Below are 21,087 nucleotides of genomic sequence, written 5' to 3'. Positions count from 1 at the left end.
CCCTCACCGTCGCCCGGTTAGTCGTTTTGCATGAGAAGATCACGGTTTTTTTCAAGTGTTCCTCTCAGCCGCAAAATAGCTTTCGAATGAAGCTGCGAAATCCGTGAAGGCGACAGTGACATCACCTCGGCGATCTCGCTCAAAGACAAATCTTCATAATATAAAAGGGACACGACTGTCCGTTCTTTCACTGTTAGTTTCTCGATGCCTTTGGTCAGGGTATCACGTAAATAAAATTCATTTACTTTTCGATCTGGATTCTTAGCCTTATCATCCACCAATATTGACATGCGGGTCTCTGATTCTTCTTCACGGATAGGATCTTCAAGTGAGCATAGTGACATGACTGCCACGTCCTGCAGCATATTTTGAAATTCCGGCTCTGTAATGTTCAGATATTGGCTCATTTCCTCGTCACTCACAGATCTCAAGTATTTCTGTTCAAGCTGTTGGTAGGCGTCCTCGATTTTCTTTGCTTTTTCCCTGACCGATCTGGGAACCCAATCACTTTGGCGCAAAGAGTCAAGAATCGCTCCACGCACCCGCCAGGAGGCATAGGTCTGAAACTGCAGCCCCCGTTTGTAGTCAAATTTCTCTATAGCATCAATCAAGCCCATCACACCATTGCTGGCCAAATCATCTTTGGAGACATTCTTGGGTAACCCCACTGCCAAGCGGCTGGACACATAATCAACAATATGGAGGTAACTCTCAATCAGTTTCTTCTTGGCATCAGGATTCCCGTGTTCTTTCCACTGTTCCCAGAGCCCGTCAGTTTCCGATTGAGAAGCTTTATGCTCGTTCAACGGCTTTCACCCTTCCCAAAGTTTAGTCAGCGGGCATAAGCAGAACCCGCTTATTCTTCTTTCAGGTGACGAACGGCCTTGGCCAATTCTTCAGGATCTTTCATAGAAACCAGTTTGGGAGGTTGAAGCGGTGTAAAGTCCTCCACATCCCCACTCCCTTGTTGTTCCGGTTTCTGTTTTAGCATATTGATTAGTTCTTCATCTTCGCCCGGAGTGCTGATATCGAAATTACTACCGAGGTTCTCACTCCCATCAATGGAAGCTGTCTCGCCGTTCTCCGGAGAACCCGATTGCTTAACAATAAAACCCAATACCCATCTTAAGAGAAAGGCAAGCAGAAACCAGACAATAAATCCAAAAATTCCTCGAATCAAGCTGGTTCCCAATAAGTTATGCCCATAGTTAATTAGAAAGGTAAAGCCAAAGCCAAGCAATCCAAACAACAGACTTAATAGAAGTTTACCATTCATCGCTATATTTCCTTAGTGCCTTTTTGAACACTGCGAATATACAATATTCCGGTGCTACAGGCAATTTCTATCGTTCGGCCAAAATTTCCACCTGTGTCCTCCGCAAGCAGCGGAATATTCAAGGCTTGAAGAGCAATCTTGCAGGATTCCACATTACGAGGCCCGATCCTCATGGTGTCACTCCCCCCGGCAAAAGCGAACATCTGTGAGCCGCCAGCCATTTTGGCTACAAGACGGCTCCGGACGGCGCCAAGCGCAAGCAAGCGGGATAATAGCTCCGGCAAAGCGGTATCCGCAAATTTGGCGATATTCATTTGTCCTTCCCGGGCGATCTCAGATGAAGGCAACATAACGTGTGCCATCCCTGCAAGCTTTTTCCCAGGATCGAACAAGGTTACTCCTACGCAGGAGCCAAGTCCAGTTGTACGGACAAGACTTTCTTGACTGCCTACGTTAAGATCCGCCATGCCTACTTTGATGATGCTTTGTTCTTCAATCATTCTCGAATGGTACTCCTAATGATTTGAAGATTTTCGGGAAAGATTCCGGATCGGGAATAAGGAAAAATTGCCCTTCAATTTCGTTCTGCCCTTCAAGAAAAGTCGTATCAATCAGCAAAGCGTCATCCCCCATTTGCCCAAATTGCAGCAGGCCATAGCTCAATATCGCGCCAGCCATGTCCATAGCAAGTGCAGGTACAGTCGGGTACATAGACAACGAAGTGAAATCTGCAAGAGAAGATAAATAGGAACCCGCGAGAATATTGCCGATTTCGTTCAGCGCGGATAGTTCCATCTCTCCCAATTCGTCACCCTCCATTAGCTCAATGCCGGCAATTCGGCTAAGCAGATTAATAGCTGCCTCTGGTGTGAGTATGAAGAACAAATTACCTGGTGCTTCACCTTCCACTCTTAGGAACACGGCATATACCAGTTCTTCAGCACCACCGACTTTGTCAGTAATTTCATCAAAATTCAGAAGTTGCACCTTAGGGACAGCCATATCAATCGGTTTGCCCAGAAGCTGCGACAACGCGGTGGCTGCATTGCCAGCTCCAATATTCCCGACTTCCTTGAGCACATCCATTTTAAAATCCTTAAAGTTTTTGAATAGCTCCACAGGTTAGCCCTCTAGACTTTCCAATTGCACGATTTCGTTCTTGTTCAGCACTTCGGATAAGTTAAGCATAATCAGCAAACGGTCTTCTCCGATTTTGGCCACCCCGTCTAGATACTTAGCTTTGATGCCCCCCACAACGTCTGGAGGTGTATCAATGGAATCCCGGTTCAGGTCAATGACATCATTAGCAGAATCAACAATAAAGCCAACTTCCATTTCATTAACGTTTACAATGATCACACGGGTCTGATCCGTATGTTCCGCCTCCGCAATGCCAAAACGGCCGCGCAGATCAATAACCGGAATAACTACACCACGTAAGTTGATCACCCCTTTGATGAAGGAAAACGTCTTGGGTACACGGGTAATCGGCATCATACGCTCGATCGTTTGCACCTTTTCCACTTCAATGCCATATTCTTCAGTTCCGAGTTTAAACACAATCACCTTGATGTCTTCAGCCATGGAATGAACCTCCCTGTTCTATCCTAAATTATTTAATAAAAGCGTTCGGATCGATAATGAGTGCAACTTGTCCGTCACCGAGAATAGTAGCACCTGAAATGCCTTGAACCTCCGGCAAATACTTGCCCAGATTCTTGATCACAATTTCGTTCTGCCCAATAAAATCTTGAACTGCGAGGGCGACCAGACGTTCTCCCTTGCGAATCACCACGATTTCAGTCTCCTCTTCCGTGCTTTCATCATAATCCGGTATAGAGAAGATCTTGCTAAGCGAAACCAGCGGAATGTGGCTGTTGCGGAATTCCAGCATTTTGTTACCGTGAATTGTCCTGATCTGGGACTGCTTCACAATGCCAGTTTCTACAATGGACGAGAGCGGAATTGCATATTTCTCTGAACCCAAACGCACAAGCATTGCTGCGATAATGGACAAAGTCAGTGGGAGCTGAACAGAGAAATTGGTACCTTTACCTTGAGTGGAGTAAATCACCACATTCCCGCCCAATGAGGTGATTTTTGATTTGACGACATCCAGTCCCACACCGCGGCCCGACACATCGGAGATAACCTCTGCGGTACTGAATCCCGGAGCGAACAAGAGTTGTATTGCCTCATCATCGGAATAATTCGATGCTTGTTCTTGGGTAAGAATGCCTTTTTTTATCGCCGACTGCAAAATCTTTTGCGGATTGATTCCAGCGCCGTCATCTTCGATTTCGATAAATACATGGTTGCCACTATGAAATGCCCGCAGGTTAACTGTTCCTGTATCGGACTTACCGGCAGCTAAACGTTCCTGTATACCTTCAACACCATGATCTACAGCATTTCGCAGCAAGTGTACTAGTGGATCGCCGATCTCATCGATAACCGTGCGGTCGAGTTCAGTCTCAGCACCAGTAACCACCAGATCAATTTTCTTATCCAATGATTTGGCCAGATCCCGAACCATGCGCGGAAAACGGTTAAATACGGTATCAACAGGAACCATGCGCAACTTCATAACAATGTTCTGAAGATCACCGCTGACCCTGCTCATGTGTTCGACCGTTTCTGTCAGGTCTCCGTTCTGGACTTCTGAAGCAAGCTGTTCTAGCCGAACACGGTCAATCAAGAGTTCGCTGAACAGATTCATCAATACATCAAGGCGTTCAATGTCTACACGGATGGTCCGTGAAGGCGCGCCTCCAGTTCTCGCTGGAGCAGCTTTGCTCTCTTCTTTGGCATGAGCAGCAGCTGCAGGAGATGCATTCCCGTTGCCCACAGCAGGTTCTGATGCTTTGACAGGTGCAGGTGCTTCTGAAGTAGCTGCCACCGTTTCCTGACCCATTTGACGCAGTGATTCTTGATCAAGTGCAACCGCAGTGACCTTCTCGATCTCAGACAGATTCAGGATCATCGCCTGAATTTCACTTGCTTCCTTCTGGGTTATGTAATAGAGGGAGAAACTATGTTCGAATTTCTCCTGCTCTATATCCTGAACCGAAGGGAAGGATTTGACCACCTCGCCCGAACGTTCGAGAAGATCAAAGACCATATATGCCCGCACTGCTTTGAGCTGGCAGTCCTTACGGATTGCAACATCAACGTACAGCACCTTGTGGCCTTCCTGGAGCGACTGCTCCAGGACCGAGTATTGAAACTCATCAAGGAATACGGGAGCGTCTGCAGCCTTTGGAGCCGCTGCTGCTGTAGCTTCAGACGCAGCACCGGCAGCAGTCGGGATCTCACCGCGGACAATTGCCTGCAATGAAGCGACAATAGCCGATACATCGGCTTTGCCTGCTCCACCACCCGTAATATCCTCAACCATGGATTCAAGGGCGTCCAGACTCTTGAACAGCGTGTCAAAAATGAAATCCTGCATCCGCAGCTTGTTATTGCGCACTAAATCCAGAACATTTTCCATTTGGTGTGTAAGTGAAGCCAAATCTTCAAAGCCCATTGTAGCTGCCATACCCTTTAAAGTATGTGCTGAGCGGAAAATGACCTGCACAATGCTCAGGTCTTCAGGATTTGCTTCAAGCCCCATCATACTTTCGTTCAATGACTGCAGATGATCATTTGACTCATCAATAAACATGGATAAATACTGGTTCATGTCCACTAACGAGCACCTCCCCTTCAAGTTCACTTTTCCGTTATTTAACGGCTTGTACCAGCCTTGGAGCAATTTCTTGCAACGGCAGGATATGTCTTACACAATGCAACTCCACAGCGGAACGCGGCATACCGTAAACCACACAGGTTTCTTCGCTCTCAGCAAAGGTGGAAGTTACACCCGAATCATAAAGAGATTTCATCATTTTGGCACCATCGCTTCCCATCCCTGTCATAATCACTGCGTGCCGCTCCAGTGAGGTATAAGGGAGTATGGATTCGAAGAGTGTATCCACTGAAGGACGATGTCCATTTCGGGCTTCTCCCAAAGTCAGATCAATCGAATACTGGCCTCCTGCTGCCGGAACAACCCTCATATGATAACCGCCAGGAGCAATATATGCCGCCCCCTTACGCAGAATCATTCCCTGTTCTGCTTCTGAAACTTCAAGGGGGCTGAACGTATTGAGCCTTTGTGCCAGCGACTTGGTGAAATTGGGCGGCATATGCTGCACAATAACAATCGGTGCTGGGAAATCAGCAGGAATATGTTCGAGGAATTCTTTTAAAGCTCTTGGTCCTCCTGTGGAACAACCAACAGCAACCAGCTTGCTCAAACCTGTATACGAGGACTTGCGGTCCCCAGCAACGGAAGGAGGGTCATTCCTGGCACCGGTTGATGTCTGAGGTACCGGTTTTGAATCCGGTAATGCCGGTTTAGCTTCCTCCTTGGAACGGTTTTTCATTGTATCAGATGCCGGTTTAGAAAGTGCAGCCGCCGATTTGGCCCCCAATTGCGGAGAACCACTCTCTGGAGCTGTTCTTCCAGGTGAACTTTTGCCCTTGTTCTTGTCTGGTGCAAGGTTCATTTCCGGCTTTACCTTTGGTTTCTCCACTAATTTACTTGCAGGATCCGGAAACTTCTTGATCGGCTCCATTATCCGTTTGGCAGGACTCTGCATCGGCTCAGGTACTGAAGGCACATCTGCAGCCGGAAGCTCAGGCGTCTTATATGCAGAAGCTCTGGCTTCCCGCTGCTTACGGGCAAGCATAGCCTCATTCATTTGCTCCCTGAGCGCTACTCCCACAGAAATAATATCCTGTGAGTTCGAAATGGACGGTTTGCGTATAAAGTCAAATGCCCCCCATTCCAGAGCCAGAATGGTTTCCTTCATCCCCTCTTCATTGATGCCAGAGAGCATAATTACCGGCAACGGACGCTGTGCCATGATTATTTTCAGCGCCTCCAGGCCATTCATCTCCGGCATTTCAACATCCATGGTTACAAGATCCGGAGAAAGCTCATTTACTTTGTCAATGGCTTCACGGCCGTTAGCAGCCGTAGCCGCTACCTGAAAGTTAGCATCATTTTCAATCAAATCGGAAATAATTTTGCGCATAAACGCAGAATCATCAACAACCAAAACTCGATATGGCTTCATACCATTTCCACCTCTGTTCCTCAAATTCAGAACAATTAATGTTTTCGCTTCAACCACCTGCTGATAAATCCCTTGATGCCTTGTACTTTAGTGGTGTCTGCCGAATCTGCGGCCAAATAGCTTAGCGCAAGCCGGTGTACATCTTTGGCTGCCGCACTGTTCGGAAAAGCCACTGAGAATGGAATTTGCTTCTTCACTGCCTGTACCACATGAGTATCACTGCTGATAAATCCGAGAAAAGTAATCTCCAGCTGCAAAAAACGGCTGGCTGCCATGCGAATTTTATCGCTGGTTCCAGTTGCCTCTTTCTCATCCCCTGCCTGATTAACTATCAGCTTAAATGAAACATCAGGATATGAGTTATTCACTACCTTAATCAGTGCATAAGCATCAGTTATTGCAGTTGGCTCAGGTGTAGTCACCACTAGGCAGTCATCTGCTGAAGTGATGAATTTCATCGTCTCTTTAGAGAGTCCGGCTCCAGTATCAAACAGGATAAAATCCATCGAGTCTGCAATCCCGGCAATCTGGTCTGTAAAATAGCTTAAGTCACCCTCGGAGAGCGAAAAAAGCTCATCCATTCCCGAACCGCCTGCGATAAAAGGAAGCCCACTGGGGCCTTTCTGAATGATCTGGCTGATGTCCGCCTCTCTTTTCAGTAAATGATAGAGATTATATCTGGCTGACACCCCCATAAGCACATCTATATTGGCCATACCAATATCGGCATCGAACAATAACACTCTCTTGCCCATCGCTTGAAGTGCAAGCGCAAAGTTCAAGGTGAAATTCGATTTTCCGACACCACCCTTCCCACTGCAGACGGTGATAATCCGGGCTGATGTTCCTCCACCGGATGATCGTTTGGGCTCCTGGCTGGACACAAGCTGTCTCAGGGATTGCGCCTGATCCATCATACGCCTCCTGTTCCCAAAATCATCCCGCTGATCTGCTCTTTGGTAGCCAACAGCAGATCATCAGGAACATTCTGACCGTTGGTAATATATGAAAGCTTAAGCGGAAAATCATTCAAAACATTGAAAAGCGGGCCATAGGTTCCAGTCTCATCAAGCTTGGTAAAGATGACTTTATCCAGCTGATATCGGCCGAAATGCTCGGCAATTTTCTTCATATCGCGGCTTTTTGATGTAAGACTGAGCACCAGAAAAGTTTCACTCTTAAGCTCCCTGGCCAGCAGGCTCTGAAGTTCTGCAACCAGCATTTCGTTACGGTAATTGCGGCCTGCCGTGTCCATTAATACCAGATCGCAGCCTTCCAAACGGAACAACGCCCTCTGCAGATCACCCGGTGACTGAACAACTTCTAGAGGCATATTTAATATAGCCGCATAAGTACGAAGCTGCTCAACTGCCGAGATACGATACGTATCGGAGGTTATTAAACCTACCTTACGCCCTTGCTTGAAAAGCTGCTCTGCAGCTAACTTAGCAATCGTAGTTGTTTTCCCTACACCCGTAGGTCCTGCGATGTAGACAATCCGTGTATCAGGTGCAATTCCGTTTGCAATGCGTCCGGACAAAAATCCTTCCACCTGAGTTTCAAGCATCTCAGCAAACTGTTGCGGAAGCCAAGTACGGCCTTCCTCACTCCATTGCTCAAAAATATTACTGATCCATTCATCTACCAGAACGACATCTGTCTCCTGTTCAATCAGTTGATCCCTCAGTTGCTCCAACTGTTCTGGAAGCTCAACAGCGCCTGAAGAATACCGGGCGATCCGCTCCATCCACTGTTTCATATCGCGAATTTCCCTGAGCACCTCACCCTCCAAGCCAGTTGATGTTGCTGCAACAGTATCCTTACCCCTTGCCTCATCTATAGACGACATGCTGGGATAATTGTTAATAGGCAGAGCAGATTGAGGTTCAATGAAGATTTCATCCTCTTCGTCTTCAACGGCAGGCAGTACTGCTACAGCCCCTCTATTCTCTGATGCATCAGACAAGGCAGCGGCGATCTCGGCAAATGCCCGTTTCGCTGCTGCCTCGTTCGCCGAGGAGGATGCCAAAGCCACAGATTCATTTGCACCACCTGCTGCTACTGCAGAAGAAGCTGCAGCGGCTTTCAGATATGCTTGGGGAACTGCGCTACGCGGAATGCTCTGGGGAGCTGCTGGTTTTTTCCCAGATGCACCCGGCTTTTGAGCGTCCTCAACAGCCGCGACAACCTCGATCTTTTTCTTTTTGAACATTCCCATGAAACCGCCAACTTTGACCTCTTTGGTACTTAGGATGACGGCGTCGCTTCCCAGCTCGGTGCGGATGGAATGCATGGCGTCAGGCATCGTATCGACCACATAACGCTTCACTCTCATAGATTCACCACCCCAACGCTCTGAATTTCAATATTAGGCTCCAGCTCACTGTAAGACAATACTGGAATGTCCTGCATTGTCCGTTCAATCACTTGACGCAAATACATCCGTATCGTTGGAGAAGTGAGCACGATAGGCTGCTGTCCGGATTGAAGAAGACGGTTAATTTGTTCAGTGAGGCGCTGGTACACTGTCTGTGTCGAGACTGGATCCAGCGCAAGATAGCTACCCTGTTCCGTCTGCTGCACACTTTCCGAAATTTTCTTTTCCAGATTGGGTCCGACTGTGATGACCCGCAACGTCTCTCCAGCCTGTGAGAATTGTTGGGTAATTTGTCTGGACAGCGATTGACGGACATACTCTGTCAGAATATCAGGGTCTTTGGTATAGGTACCATAATCAGCTAATGTTTCGAAAATAGTTACCAAATCGCGGATGGATATTTTCTCACGCAGCAGCTTGCCTAATACCTTCTGTACATCCCCAATAGCCAAAACAGAAGGAATCAACTCATCCACAAGTACTGGATAATTCTCGCGGAGATTGTCCACCAGTTGTTTGGTCTCCTGTCGTCCAAGCAGTTCGTGCCCATAACGTTTGATAAGTTCAGTCAAATGAGTAGCTACTACAGAAGGGGGATCCACTACCGTATATCCCGATAATTCCGCCCTTTCCTTGACAGACTCGTCAATCCACAACGCTGGCAAACCAAATGACGGTTCCACTGTCTCGATGCCATGAATCGACTCATCATCATACCCAGGACTCATAGCCAGATAGTGATTAAGTAATAATTCACCACCGCCAACGTTATTTCCTTTAATTTTTATAACATATTCATTCGGTTTTAGTTGAATATTGTCGCGAATGCGAATTACAGGAACTACCAGACCCATCTCTAAGGCACATTGCCGTCTGATCATGATAATCCGGTCTAGTAAATCGCCGCCTTGTCCTGTATCTGCCAGAGGAATAAGTCCGTATCCAAACTCAAATTCAATCGGATCTACAGTCAGTAAGTTGATTACACTCTCCGGACTGCGTACTTCCTCTATCTGTTTTTCTTCAACCAGCTGTTCTTCTGCAATTTGCTTGCGGTTGGCTTTTTGGCTCATGCTATAAGCTGCATATCCCATTAAGCCAGCAAGCGGCAGTGTAGACATCACGGTAATAGGTGTGAAGAATCCCAGAAAAGCAATGGTTACAGCAACAATGTACAGAAGCTTAGGGTAGGACAGGAGCTGACCCGTCAAATCCTCTGCCAGATTGCCCTCAGATGCCGCGCGGGTAACAATCAGACCCGAGGCAGTAGAGATAAGCAGTGCCGGAATCTGGCTGACCAGACCATCCCCGATCGTAAGTACAGAGTATGTTGACAGTGCATCCTTAAAAGGAAGTCCGTGAATAGATACTCCGATAATAAACCCGCCGATCAGGTTGATCAGCAGGATAATTATACTTGCGATAGCATCACCCTTGACGAATTTACTCGCACCATCCATTGCCCCGAAGAAGTCCGCTTCACGTTCAACATTACGTCTGCGCTCCCGGGCTTGCTGTTCATTAATCATCCCCGCATTCAAATCAGCATCAATACTCATCTGTTTACCGGGCATTGCATCGAGTGTAAAGCGGGCGCCTACCTCAGCAACCCGTTCTGAACCCTTAGTGATAACTATGAACTGAACTACCACCAGAATAAGGAAGACAACAAAACCTATTGCAATTTGTCCCCGGGCAATCCAACTTCCGAACGTGGCTACTACTTCACCTGCATGACCACTGGAAAGAATCAGTTTGGTCGTAGAAATGTTCAGCGCAAGCCGGAATAGTGTTGTGATCAACAGTAGCGAGGGGAAAATCGAGAACTGCAGCGGATCCTTTGTATTCATTGCTACTAAGATGATGGTTAAGGCAATTGATATATTGATAATTAGCAGAACATCCAGAAGCCAAGCCGGGATGGGCAGAATCATCATAAGCACAATACCGATAACACCCAGTAGAACTGTTAGATCTCTAGCTTTCAATGTCCGTGAACCTCCCCCGACTTATCTCCTTTTACCTTTAAGCTTGTATACATAAGCGAGTACTTCTGCAACCGCCTGGAATAGGTCTGCAGGAACTACATCACCAATCTCCGCTCTTTGAAACAACGCCCGCGCGAGCGGTTTGTTCTCCATAGTCATAACACCATGCTCTTTGGCCAACTCACGGATTCGAAGCGCTACATAATCCTGGCCTTTAGCAATAATCTGCGGAGCTTCCATTTTAGAACCGTCGTATTTCAAAGCGACTGCAAAGTGCGTAGGATTAGTAATAATAACATCCGCTTTGGGTACCTCTTGCATCATGCGCTGCATAGCCATTCTTCGCTGGCGTTCCCTGATCTTGCCTTTGATGATGGGATCGCCTTCCATTTTTTTGTACTCATCCTTGATATCCTGCTTTGACATCTTAAGACTTTTTTCGTGCTCATATTTCTGGTAGATATAATCAAGAGCCGCCATGATTAACAGAGCCGCTCCAATTTTGATGCCGAGGCTCATTACGAGCTTGGCAGCGAACCGATACACGCCTTCGGCATTGACATGAGACAATGCAGCAAAGCTCTCCTTTTGTCCCCAAAGTGTACTGTAAACCAGATAAGCAATCAGCATGAGTTTGAAGATGGATTTCAAAAACTCCACAAAGGAACGCATGGAGAAAATATTTTTGAAACCTTTTATCGGATTGATTTTGCTGAATTTGGGTGTAATTCCTTCCCCCGTTGCCATAAAACCAACCTGCGCCAAATTTGCCACCAGAGCCAATACAAACGTAATACCCAGCAAAGGAGCCAATAAAATCAAGATTTGAATGCCATAGTGATTGAACATATCAGATACATTTTCCGGAGTCACTTCCATCATCATCCGGTTCTGAAAAACATCTGTATACAGTGTGATGAACCGTTCTTTCATGAAGCCGCCAAACAAAGACAAAGTTAACAATGCTGATAAAAGCACAACTGCCCCAGACAGTTCGGCACTTTTGGCCACCTGACCCTTTTTACGGGCGTCTTGCCGTTTCTTCGGGGTAGCTTTTTCCGTCTTGTCTCCCCCAAAATGCTGAAGATTAAGCTTATAACGTCTCGTCTTCGGCATAGCTCTCCCCCTATCAGCCACCTAAGGACTCTTCCCTATCAGGCCCAGCACATTGTGCATGGACTCAAACATAATGTCGAAGAGATTCTGGAACAGCATAGCCAGACCCGGCATCAGAATAAGAAGCAGCGCAAGGCCAACAATAATTTTGAGAGGCACCCCGATGACGAATACATTATATTGCGGTGCGGTCCTAGCCAGAAATGCAAGCCCCACATCTGTAAGAAATAATGCCGTCACTAAAGGTGCTGACATCTGGAAAGCCAAAATAAAGGATTGTGCAAATGTACGGACAAAGAACTCCGAAAGGCTTCCATCTATCATTTTAATGAACAGATCATTATCTATCGGCACCCATTTGTAACTGTATACGATCGCGTCCAACAGGTAGTGATGACCATTCATACTCAGGAACATCAGCAGAGCAATCATATACTTGAAGTTACCGATAATCGGTGCGGACGCTCCAGTCATAGGATCAATTACATTCGCAATCCCGAATCCAATCTGAATATCAATGAATGAACCAGCGGTTTGAATCGCCATAAACATCAAATACCCAATAAAACCCAGCAATAGTCCGATTAAAACTTCCCGGGCAATTAACAGAATATAAGTGAGATCCTGCGGCACGGTAATTCCTGTTCCACCTGAGCTAAAGACAACCATGGCTACAAAAAAAGAAAGCCCAATTTTGAAGGTGGGTGGCACACTTTGAGAAGAGAATACCGGTACTACAACAAAAAAAGCGGAAATTCGACAAAAAATCAACAGAAAGACGGGAATACTTTGCAGCAAGGTTTCCATATTCATCTAATTAACCGATGTACATATTGAGATTGCCCAAAATTTGGCTGGTGAAATCCACCAGTTTCGTGATAATCCACGGTCCGAACAAGAGCAGAGCAAGCAGCACAGCAACAATTTTGGGAACAAACGCCAAGGTTTGCTCCTGAATTTGCGTTGTTGCTTGAAAAATACTGACAATCAGTCCTACCACCAGACCAAGAATCAGCATGGGAGCACTGGTTTCGAGCACCAAATATACGGCTTGGCCGGCTAGACCGATAATAAAGTCCGCATTCATCCCTTATGCCTCCTCTTGAATCTCAGGTGTTAAAACTTAACAGCAGTGATTTAACGACTAAGTACCACCCGTCTACCAGTACAAAGAGCATTATTTTGAATGGTAATGAAATCATTACCGGAGGCAGCATCATCATCCCCATAGCCATCAGGGTGCTGGCTACCACAATATCTATAATTAGAAAAGGTATAAAAATCATAAATCCCATGGTAAAAGCTTTTTTCATCTCTCCGATGGCAAAGGCAGGCACGATCACCGTCAATGGGATGTCGCTGTATGACGCAGGCTTAACCGAAGCATTGTTGCCGGTATAATTCATGAATAACAACAAATCTTTGGTGTTGGTCTGTTTGAACATAAACGCCTTCATTGGATCTGCTGCTTTGTTAAGCGCCTCGGTCTGGGTAATTGTCCCCTTCATGTACGGCTGCAGCGCCGTCTCGTTTACCGTTGCAAGTGTCGGTGACATGATGAAGAGCGTTAAGAACAACGCCAATCCTACAAGCACCTGGTTGGGAGGCATCTGCTGAGTACCGAGCGAGGTTCTGACAAAGCCCAGAACAATGACAATCCGAGTGAAACTAGTCATTAGCACTAGAAAAGCCGGAGCCACACTCAAAACTGTTACAAGAAGCAGTATAGAGATGGAACTGGTACCGCCGCTAGAACCGTTACTGCCTCCAACCTTAATATCAATGTTAGGAATAGGATCAGCATGAACGGGGTGCATCAGCAGAGCACTGAATGCAACAAGCAGTATAAATGAAAGAATCAGTTTATTTTTCATAAATCCCTCGACTCATCCTTGAGTACATCATCACGAAGCAGCTCTTCCATTTTCTCCTTACGTTCAGGTGCCAGCGCAAGTTTGGATTGCAGTGTCTCGTAAAAAGAGGATGTTTCACTAAGTTCAATTTCCTGTGATGGTACTTCTCCACGGAATTTGGCTCTTATCTTGGCCACGAGCGGCGCAAGAAAGTTATTCTGTCCTGAAGTTTGATCCTCAAATGCCGAAATGATCAACGCTACCTCAGCCGGGTCGGTGATTTTATCCATCATGGATATATTCTCACCGACCCCGATCAGATAGAGGCTGCCTCCGAGCTCAATAATTTGTATGGACTTGTTAGGTCCAAGACCCAAAGCGCCTAGTGTACGGATGGAACGCCCACTCATCAGAGTCTGATTACGGCGTCCCAGAAAACGGATAAGCAGCACTATGAGCACAACAATTACCGCAAGGACAAAAATAACATTTAAAAGATTCAGCAGATTGTTACCCGTTCCCAGATGCGGCTCTACAGTGACTGGCATGATTTCTTATTACACACCCAGTGTTTTATTAATCGCTTCAATAACACGGTCTGCCTGGAAAGGCTTCACAATAAAGTCCTTGGCACCCGCTTGAATTGCATCAATAACCATAGCCTGCTGACCCATGGCAGAACACATGATGACTTTGGCGTTGGCATCTACTTTTTTGATTTCTTTAAGGGCGGCAATTCCGTCCATTTCAGGCATGGTGATATCCATCGTGATCAAATCAGGACGCAGTTCCTTGAATTTCTCAATAGCCTGCGACCCGTCCTGGGCTTCACCCACAACCTCAAATCCGTTTTTCGACAAAATGTCACGGATCATCATTCTCATAAATGCTGCATCGTCCACGATTAGAATTCGGTTAGCCATTTTTACAAAATCCTCCCTAAGTATGCTTTATTGTAATTTTTGAATTCGGTCCCACTGGCTGACGATATCCGTAACGCGAACTCCGAAGTTTTCGTCGATAACTACGACTTCCCCTTTGGCAATAAGCTTGTTGTTAACCAGGATGTCTACAGGTTCACCGGCAAGTTTGTCCAACTCAATGATTGAGCCTTGCGACATTTCCAGAATATCTTTGATCTGCTTCTGGGTCCTTCCTAATTCTACGGTTACTCTCAGTGGTATGTCCATCAATAAATTTAAATTATTTTCATCAATATTACCAAAGGCGCCGTTGCTTAAGTTGGCAAACTGCACCGGTTGTACATTTACATTGCGGTTAGGAGCGGGCTGCTGGGGCGGAGCCTGTTGGTATGGCATACCTTGAGGTGGCATTCCATAAGGCGGCATTCCATAAGCTGGCATTCCTGCTGGAGGATAATAATAACCTCCCTCCGGCATTCCCGGATACGGCGGCATACCCTGAGGTGGATATGGCGGTGGAACTGCTCCAGGCTGTACTGGAGGGGTTTGCTGCACCGGAGGCGCTACCGGAGGTTCCGGAGCTGCTGCTGGCTTAGGCGGCGCTTCTACCGCTGCTGCTGCCGTCTCCTGATCCGATTGCGACACATCTCCCAGAAGCATAGTCACCATATCTTTGGCGAATTGCACCGGGAGCAGCTGCATAATGGTGGAATCAATCAAATCCCCAATCTTGAGCCGGAATGAAATCTGTATAAGTGTCTCATCATCCGGAAGACTGCCTACGCCTTCTCCGCTGGACATATTCAAAATGTCGATTCCCGGAGGGGAAATATTCACGAAGCGATTGAAGATAGTAGACATGGATGTAGCCGAAGAACCCATCATTTGGTTCATCGCTTCCTGAACAGCACTGATGTGAATTTCATTCAGCTCTTCATCCTTTGGATCCCCTTCACCACCAAGCATCAGATCTGCAATAACCTGTGCATCCCTGATTTTAATGACCAATGAATTGATGCCCTGAAAACCATCTACATATTGTACATGTACCGCAACATGAGGTTTTGGAAAAGCCTCTTCGAACTCTCCGCGGGTGATAATGGATACTTCAGGAGTGGTGATATCTACTTTCTTACCCAGAAGGGTGGACAGCGCTGTAGCTGCACTCCCGAATGTGATATTCCCGATCTCTCCCAGTGCGTCCTGTTCAAAGGGTGTCAAGTAATCATCCACCGTCTTCGTCGAGGGAGCTAGCGATCCTTCTGCAGACTGTCTGAGCAGAGCATCTATTTCTTCTTGGGACAAATAATCTTTACTCGTCAAAATCTTCAACTCCTTCGCTGACTATCTCGTCTATTTGCACAGCTACACGCTCTTTAATCATCCCAGGACTTCCGATGAATTTCAGCTTGTCCCCCACCTTGATTGACAGTCCTGAATCCACAGTCCTGTTGAGAGAAATCACGTCGCCGACGCTGAGCCCGAGAAATTCAGCAATGGATAGACTCGATTCACCCAACTCTGCCACAATCGGCAGCTGCGCTCTATGAACTCTCGCCCGGATTGCCTCAAGCTCAACTTCATCACGCGCCTTTTTTTCAGAAACAAACCATTGGTGTACCGACAGCCTGGACATGATAGGTTCAAGAACAACGTGAGGTATACACAGGTTGATCATCCCCGTTGTATCGCCAATTTTGGTACTTAAGGAAATAAGTGCAATGGTCTCATTGGGCGATACGATTTGCATGAATTGAGGATTTGTCTCCAAAGCCTCCATGCGGGGATTGATATCAAGCACTGTCTTCCAGGCTTCCTGCAGACTTTCAAAGCATCTGCTGAAAATCCTCTCCATTATAGTGGTTTCAATTTCAGTCAAAGCATTGATTTTGGAAGGTGCCGTACCAAAGCCGCCTAGCAGTCTATCCAGCATGGCAAAGGCTATATTCGGATGCACTTCCATTACCATCCGGCCTTCAAGCGGTTCAGCTTCAAAAATATTTAAGATCGTCATCTTCGGAATGGAGCGGATAAACTCATCATAAGGGAGCTGCTCTACTTGAACGACATTGATCTGTACGAAGGTGCGCAATTGGGCCGAAAAGTAGGTCGTAAGATAGCGGGCAAAGTTATCGTGTATCCGGGTTAAGCTTCGGATATGGTCTTTTGAAAAACGTACAGCCCGTTTGAAATCATAAGAGCGGATTTTTTTCTGGGTTTCTTCTTTTTTAAGTTCGTCAGCATCCATTTCACCGGATGAAAGAGCGGCAAGCAGAGCATCAATTTCGTTTTGTGATAGTACATCAACCAATTCAATCACCCCCCTATCAAAGAATAATCCTTCAGCAGCTACATGGAAGCCAAAATGAATTTAGTGAATTCGATCTGGGTTATAGTGCCTTCGGTCAAATTCTTATTTATTATATTCACCAGCTTGCTGCTGAATTGATCTTTGCCGCTTGCCCCATTTAGTTCCTCAGGCTTGGTATCGGCAATCGCCTTGATAATTAGCGGCGTGATTTTTATAGCTTTTATCTTTTCGAATTCTTCCTTGGACTTCGCTGAATCCAGTTGGAACGCGATGTCTACTGAAAGGATATAATCGGGATCGGCAAGATTAGTTTTGATGTCGGTGATTTGTGCAGTCAATTCGACGATCTCATCAGCGCTGAGTTTTTTGGTCTCAACCTTCTGAACTGCCGTATTCACGTCGTTCGAATCACTCGGAAAGATCTTATCCATAAGTAAAAATGCAGCTACTACGATAAGAGTTATTGCTAATAGAATTGTAATGAGCCACGGCAGCATCTTTTTCATGAAAGCTCCTCCATTGACTGGACTTTAATGGTGGCAGCATATGTGCCAATGTCCCTGTTATACTCACGGATCTTACGGATGACTTCATCGGCCTTTTCCAGCACGATCAGCCTTTTTCCAGTTACGAGCGTAATATACGTATCCGGACTTTCTTCTACCATTTCTACCAACAAAGCATTTAAAAACATGGGTGTTCCATTCAATCTGGTTACCGAAATCATAACAGGCCTCCTAACAAAAAATAGGGGGAGGAGTTCCTCCCCCACGACTTCGCAATAACCTTTGCACCAGATGGCGAAACGTTACTATTGTACAGCAAGTTTTTGATTATGGCCTTTCAAATTAACGCTTGAGGTTCACGACTTCCTGCAACACTTCGTCGGAGGTCGTAATAATGCGGGAGTTGGCCTGGAACCCGCGCTGGGAAACAATCATTTCTGTAAACTCACTGGTTAGATCCACGTTGGACATTTCCAGTTGGCCGGATACAATGGCTCCCGTCCCCGCTTCAGCATTGTTCGCAGTAGTCGGGGTAAGTTCTCCATCAGCATTGGCATTCATCGTCATCCGATACAAGTTGCCGCCAATCTTTTCAAGACCTTGAGGATTACTTACTTTGGCTACGCCAATTTGCACACCAGCTTGAGTAGTACCATCTGCCATTGTCTGCATAATTGTACCATCAGAACCAATTGTGAAAGCAGTAACGTCTTCACCTAATTGAATGGCTTGGCCACTGGAATCAAGCACATGCAGTCCATCCGAGGTCAACAGGTTGCGGCTGGCATCCATGTGGAAGTCACCGGCACGTGTAAGGAATGGTGTTTCCTGTGCATCGGAGAGCTTAACAAGGAAAAAACCGTCACCATCAATTCGCAGATCTGTCGGATTATTAGTGGTCATAGCGCTACCAGCCAAATGCATGGTATCAACAGAACCAATACTAACTCCAAGCCCGATCTGCTTGGCATTCACACCACCCTGACCTCCATCAACAGGTGCTGTTACTCCGGATACCGTCTGGCTCATGATGTCTTTGAACATCACACGCCCTGATTTGAAGCCAATGGTGTTTACATTTGCAATGTTATTGCCGATAACGTCAAGCTTTGTCTGAAAACCGCGCATACCTGAAACACCTGAGTACATTGATCTTAACATTATTGAATTCCTCCCGGATAATGGAGTTCTTAGACTCCGTATTTGTATGAAACTTGTTTTGAGCTATGGCCGCGTCAGTCGGTCGGCGGTCATTCCGGCTCTCCAGTAAGGACCGGCCGGTCAAGAAATGATAACTGCACTATCTATTTGTGTGAATACATTGTCCTTCATGGAACTTCCATCCATAGCAGTCACTACTGTTCGGTTCGCCACACTGACTATTAACGCCATGTCTTTCATTAATATAAGTGATTCTTTGCTGCCTTTGGCGGCTGCCTTATCGACTGCGGAAGAGATTTGATCCAATTGGCGGCTGCCAAGCTCTATTCCTCTTTGTTCCAATCGTTTGGCTGCATGATTGCTGAACTTCAGCATATTCTTCTGCAGCACACTTTCAAATGAAACGTCTGAATTCACAGTGTTCTTAGCGTTTGCTGACCGCTGAAGTGTTGTCGGGTGCACACTGGCTGGATACAGCTGGCCTATTGTAAGTCTGTCGCTCATGATGTCGCCCCGCCATCTGCAGAACCGGTATTGTCAGCCGCATTCTCCACTGGCGTTACAGGATTCTTAATTTGCGTGACGTCGGATAATGCAACTCTGTCTTTGCCTACAACAGCGTACTGTACACCACTGCTGACTACTATAGACTCTACATTCCCTGATTTGGGCTGCTCCGTTGTTGCATCCGTCCAGGTGATATCCTTACCAATCAGACCAGATACCGCACCAAGAGACTGATTCATCGCTGTCATTTGTGTTGAAATATTCATTAGCTGTTCTACAGACGAGAATTGGGCCATCTGGGCAATAAATTCCTTATCCTCCATCGGCTGCATAGGGTCCTGGTTCTGAAGCTGCGTAATGAGTATCTTCAGGAACTGGTCCTTGCCGAGTGTTGAATTACCGGTAGTTTTTTTCGAGCTGTCAGGGACTTGATAATTCCATTGATCCTTTGTTGATATAGGATTAGTTGATGATGCCATTTTTTTCACCTCGCTTGTCTTAAGTTATGCCTTGGCTGAGAAACCTCCGCCCTGTGAGCGGTTTTCCTGTTGGGTGTTTGCAACCCATTCATTCCATTCACTGTTCAGCTCAGCTGCAAGTACCGCATCTCCAATTTCCTCTGTACGTTCCTTGGAACGTTTCTCTTGCTGTTGACCACCAGAACCAGTTCCACGACCCTGCTGACTACCATTATACTGAGACTGCAAAGGTGTGTTATTCTGAGTGACCTCCAGCTTCTCAACTTGAAGCCCTTGAGACTGAAGGGCTGATCTCAACTGGCTCATCTGTTGTTCCAGCATATCTTTGGCACCCGTATGCTGCGTTAAGAACTGGGCTACTAAATGGCCATTTTGCATAGTGATCTTTACATCGACTTGTCCGAGATTCTCCGGAAACAGCGTAATCGAAGCCTCAGCCACCCCCCCTTTTTTAACAATTTCCAGTTTACCAGTAATAAACGAAGTCATCTCTTGCGCGAACTGGTGGACCGGAACTGGTGGTGTCTCTGCCTTAAGTGGTGCGGTAATCCCACCCCGCAAGGATAACTGTCCTGCAGTGACGACTTCATTATGTTCTTCAACCGGCTTTGCGCCTGGTATCGATTCTGCAATTGCCCCGTTCTTAGAAGCTTCAGTTGTTCCAGTTGCTTTGGTTAGTGGCGTTGCAGTGAGTTCTGCAGCAGCATCTTCCGTTGCCGTTATAACAGGGGTAGCAGTTGTAGCATTTTCAGTCTTTACTGTAGCTGTCTGAATTGTACGAAGGTCTGTAAAAACCGGAGCTTTCGCTTTTGGATCAGCTTTGGATTCCGTTTCGGACAATGGTGTCAAAACCACTGGCGAGGTTTCTGTGCTGACTGCTGTTTTAACCGGCTTACCTTTTACATCTGGGACCTGCGCTTCTGCAAGGATTGCTGTGAAATTGTTCAACATTGCAATACCCTCTGAGGCTAATTTCGCATCCCCCCCAGCAGCAGATTGCTGTATAAGGTTAACAAGGCTGTTAAGCTCATCTTGAACAGCAAACCGCAAAGTCTCCGGGTTCTGTGCTAGTGGGGATAATGCTGCTGTAGAGCTGTTCCCAGCTTCTGTATCGACTTTTCCATTAGCAGGAGTACTACCAGACAACAAAGCCGATACCTGGAGCAACCATCCTTGCAGCGCTGCCATCAAAGAAGGATCACTGCTTATACTGTCATCCAGCTTCTCTACATCCTCTGCAAGTGCTTGTAGCTTCCCGGTACTATTCGCAGTATCTTCCGCACCTGTACCTGTTTTTTCACCAGCTGCTTGTACAGCGTTCATAAGTCCTTGCAGCAAGGAAGCCAAATTCCCCAAAACTGCGGGCACTGACGTTTCTTTGGTCTGTGCTCCCCCCATGCTCTGAACAAGAGTCTGAGCAAAAGGAAGAACTGGTGTGGTCCCACCGGCAGCCGCTGTTCCCGC

General features: G+C 46.6%; 24 protein-coding genes. All 24 read right to left on the bottom strand.

Annotation, left to right across the window (positions count from 1 at the left end):
* Positions 1–17: 17 nt before the first annotated feature.
* The 24 genes from A3848_RS27155 to A3848_RS27040 all read right to left on the bottom strand — a co-directional run bounded on the left by A3848_RS27155 (position 18) and on the right by A3848_RS27040 (position 20,979).
* Positions 18–806, bottom strand: a complete 789-nt coding sequence (locus A3848_RS27155; RefSeq protein WP_074088136.1) for a FliA/WhiG family RNA polymerase sigma factor — start codon at positions 804–806, stop codon at positions 18–20.
* 50 nt (positions 807–856) lie between these two features.
* The gene (locus tag A3848_RS27150; RefSeq protein WP_074088134.1) at positions 857–1,276 is read right to left on the bottom strand and encodes a hypothetical protein; all 420 of its coding nucleotides are present in this window, start codon (positions 1,274–1,276) and stop codon (positions 857–859) included.
* Positions 1,277–1,278: 2 nt separating this feature from the next.
* Positions 1,279–1,776, bottom strand: coding sequence for a chemotaxis protein CheD (locus tag A3848_RS27145; RefSeq protein WP_074088133.1), 498 nt, complete (start codon positions 1,774–1,776; stop codon positions 1,279–1,281).
* On the bottom strand, positions 1,769–2,362 hold the full coding sequence (locus tag A3848_RS27140) for a chemotaxis protein CheC (protein ID WP_371915998.1): 594 nt from the start codon (positions 2,360–2,362) through the stop codon (positions 1,769–1,771). The genes A3848_RS27145 and A3848_RS27140 overlap by 8 nt, the downstream gene beginning before the upstream one ends.
* A 36-nt stretch (positions 2,363–2,398) precedes the next feature.
* Positions 2,399–2,860, bottom strand: a complete 462-nt coding sequence (locus A3848_RS27135) for a chemotaxis protein CheW (protein ID WP_074088129.1) — start codon at positions 2,858–2,860, stop codon at positions 2,399–2,401.
* A 28-nt stretch (positions 2,861–2,888) separates the two neighbouring features.
* On the bottom strand, positions 2,889–4,967 hold the full coding sequence (locus tag A3848_RS27130) for a chemotaxis protein CheA (RefSeq protein WP_074088127.1): 2,079 nt from the start codon (positions 4,965–4,967) through the stop codon (positions 2,889–2,891).
* Positions 4,968–5,001: 34 nt separating this feature from the next.
* Positions 5,002–6,402 (bottom strand): protein-glutamate methylesterase/protein-glutamine glutaminase, encoded by a 1,401-nt coding sequence (locus tag A3848_RS27125; protein ID WP_074088125.1) that lies wholly within the window; start codon positions 6,400–6,402, stop codon positions 5,002–5,004.
* A gap of 35 nt (positions 6,403–6,437) precedes the next feature.
* Positions 6,438–7,319 (bottom strand): MinD/ParA family protein, encoded by an 882-nt coding sequence (locus A3848_RS27120; protein ID WP_074088124.1) that lies wholly within the window; start codon positions 7,317–7,319, stop codon positions 6,438–6,440.
* Complete coding sequence (gene flhF, locus A3848_RS27115; RefSeq protein WP_074088123.1) at positions 7,316–8,737, bottom strand: flagellar biosynthesis GTPase FlhF; 1,422 nt, start codon at positions 8,735–8,737, stop codon at positions 7,316–7,318. Before flhF ends, A3848_RS27120 begins: the two co-directional genes overlap by 4 nt.
* On the bottom strand, positions 8,734–10,767 hold the full coding sequence (gene flhA / locus A3848_RS27110) for a flagellar biosynthesis protein FlhA (RefSeq protein ID WP_074088122.1): 2,034 nt from the start codon (positions 10,765–10,767) through the stop codon (positions 8,734–8,736). Before flhA ends, flhF begins: the two co-directional genes overlap by 4 nt.
* Positions 10,768–10,788: 21 nt before the next feature.
* Positions 10,789–11,883, bottom strand: a complete 1,095-nt coding sequence (gene flhB, locus A3848_RS27105; RefSeq protein ID WP_074088120.1) for a flagellar biosynthesis protein FlhB — start codon at positions 11,881–11,883, stop codon at positions 10,789–10,791.
* 21 nt (positions 11,884–11,904) lie between these two features.
* Positions 11,905–12,690, bottom strand: coding sequence for a flagellar biosynthetic protein FliR (gene fliR, locus A3848_RS27100; RefSeq protein ID WP_074088119.1), 786 nt, complete (start codon positions 12,688–12,690; stop codon positions 11,905–11,907).
* Positions 12,691–12,700: 10 nt separating this feature from the next.
* Positions 12,701–12,970, bottom strand: a complete 270-nt coding sequence (fliQ, locus tag A3848_RS27095) for a flagellar biosynthesis protein FliQ (protein ID WP_074088117.1) — start codon at positions 12,968–12,970, stop codon at positions 12,701–12,703.
* Between the two features lie 22 nt (positions 12,971–12,992).
* Positions 12,993–13,757, bottom strand: coding sequence for a flagellar type III secretion system pore protein FliP (gene fliP / locus A3848_RS27090; RefSeq protein ID WP_074088115.1), 765 nt, complete (start codon positions 13,755–13,757; stop codon positions 12,993–12,995).
* Positions 13,754–14,284 carry a flagellar biosynthetic protein FliO gene (locus A3848_RS27085; RefSeq protein ID WP_074088113.1) on the bottom strand — a complete coding sequence of 177 codons (531 nt, stop codon included), beginning with the start codon at positions 14,282–14,284 and terminating at the stop codon, positions 13,754–13,756. Before A3848_RS27085 ends, fliP begins: the two co-directional genes overlap by 4 nt.
* A 9-nt stretch (positions 14,285–14,293) precedes the next feature.
* Positions 14,294–14,659 carry a response regulator gene (locus tag A3848_RS27080; RefSeq protein WP_019910416.1) on the bottom strand — a complete coding sequence of 122 codons (366 nt, stop codon included), beginning with the start codon at positions 14,657–14,659 and terminating at the stop codon, positions 14,294–14,296.
* A gap of 27 nt (positions 14,660–14,686) precedes the next feature.
* Positions 14,687–15,982 carry a flagellar motor switch phosphatase FliY gene (gene fliY / locus A3848_RS27075; RefSeq protein WP_074088111.1) on the bottom strand — a complete coding sequence of 432 codons (1,296 nt, stop codon included), beginning with the start codon at positions 15,980–15,982 and terminating at the stop codon, positions 14,687–14,689.
* Positions 15,972–16,970, bottom strand: a complete 999-nt coding sequence (fliM, locus tag A3848_RS27070; protein WP_074088109.1) for a flagellar motor switch protein FliM — start codon at positions 16,968–16,970, stop codon at positions 15,972–15,974. The genes fliY and fliM overlap by 11 nt, the downstream gene beginning before the upstream one ends.
* 38 nt (positions 16,971–17,008) lie before the next feature.
* On the bottom strand, positions 17,009–17,476 hold the full coding sequence (locus A3848_RS27065) for a flagellar basal body-associated FliL family protein (protein ID WP_074088107.1): 468 nt from the start codon (positions 17,474–17,476) through the stop codon (positions 17,009–17,011).
* Entirely contained in the window at positions 17,473–17,697 is a 225-nt protein-coding gene (locus tag A3848_RS27060) for a flagellar FlbD family protein (protein ID WP_074088105.1), read from the bottom strand. Before A3848_RS27060 ends, A3848_RS27065 begins: the two co-directional genes overlap by 4 nt.
* Positions 17,698–17,818: 121 nt before the next feature.
* Positions 17,819–18,637, bottom strand: coding sequence for a flagellar basal body rod protein FlgG (flgG, locus tag A3848_RS27055; RefSeq protein ID WP_074088103.1), 819 nt, complete (start codon positions 18,635–18,637; stop codon positions 17,819–17,821).
* A gap of 120 nt (positions 18,638–18,757) precedes the next feature.
* Positions 18,758–19,141 (bottom strand): TIGR02530 family flagellar biosynthesis protein, encoded by a 384-nt coding sequence (locus A3848_RS27050; protein ID WP_074088101.1) that lies wholly within the window; start codon positions 19,139–19,141, stop codon positions 18,758–18,760.
* On the bottom strand, positions 19,138–19,623 hold the full coding sequence (gene flgD / locus A3848_RS27045; RefSeq protein ID WP_074088100.1) for a flagellar hook assembly protein FlgD: 486 nt from the start codon (positions 19,621–19,623) through the stop codon (positions 19,138–19,140). Before flgD ends, A3848_RS27050 begins: the two co-directional genes overlap by 4 nt.
* Positions 19,624–19,647: 24 nt before the next feature.
* On the bottom strand, positions 19,648–20,979 hold the full coding sequence (locus tag A3848_RS27040; RefSeq protein WP_178382090.1) for a flagellar hook-length control protein FliK: 1,332 nt from the start codon (positions 20,977–20,979) through the stop codon (positions 19,648–19,650).
* Positions 20,980–21,087 lie beyond the last annotated feature (108 nt).

Source organism: Paenibacillus sp. P32E, from assembly GCF_001909085.1.
Taxonomy (GTDB): Bacteria; Bacillota; Bacilli; order Paenibacillales; family Paenibacillaceae; genus Paenibacillus_AQ; species Paenibacillus_AQ helianthi.
This window is presented reverse-complemented; position numbering and strand designations above follow the sequence as displayed.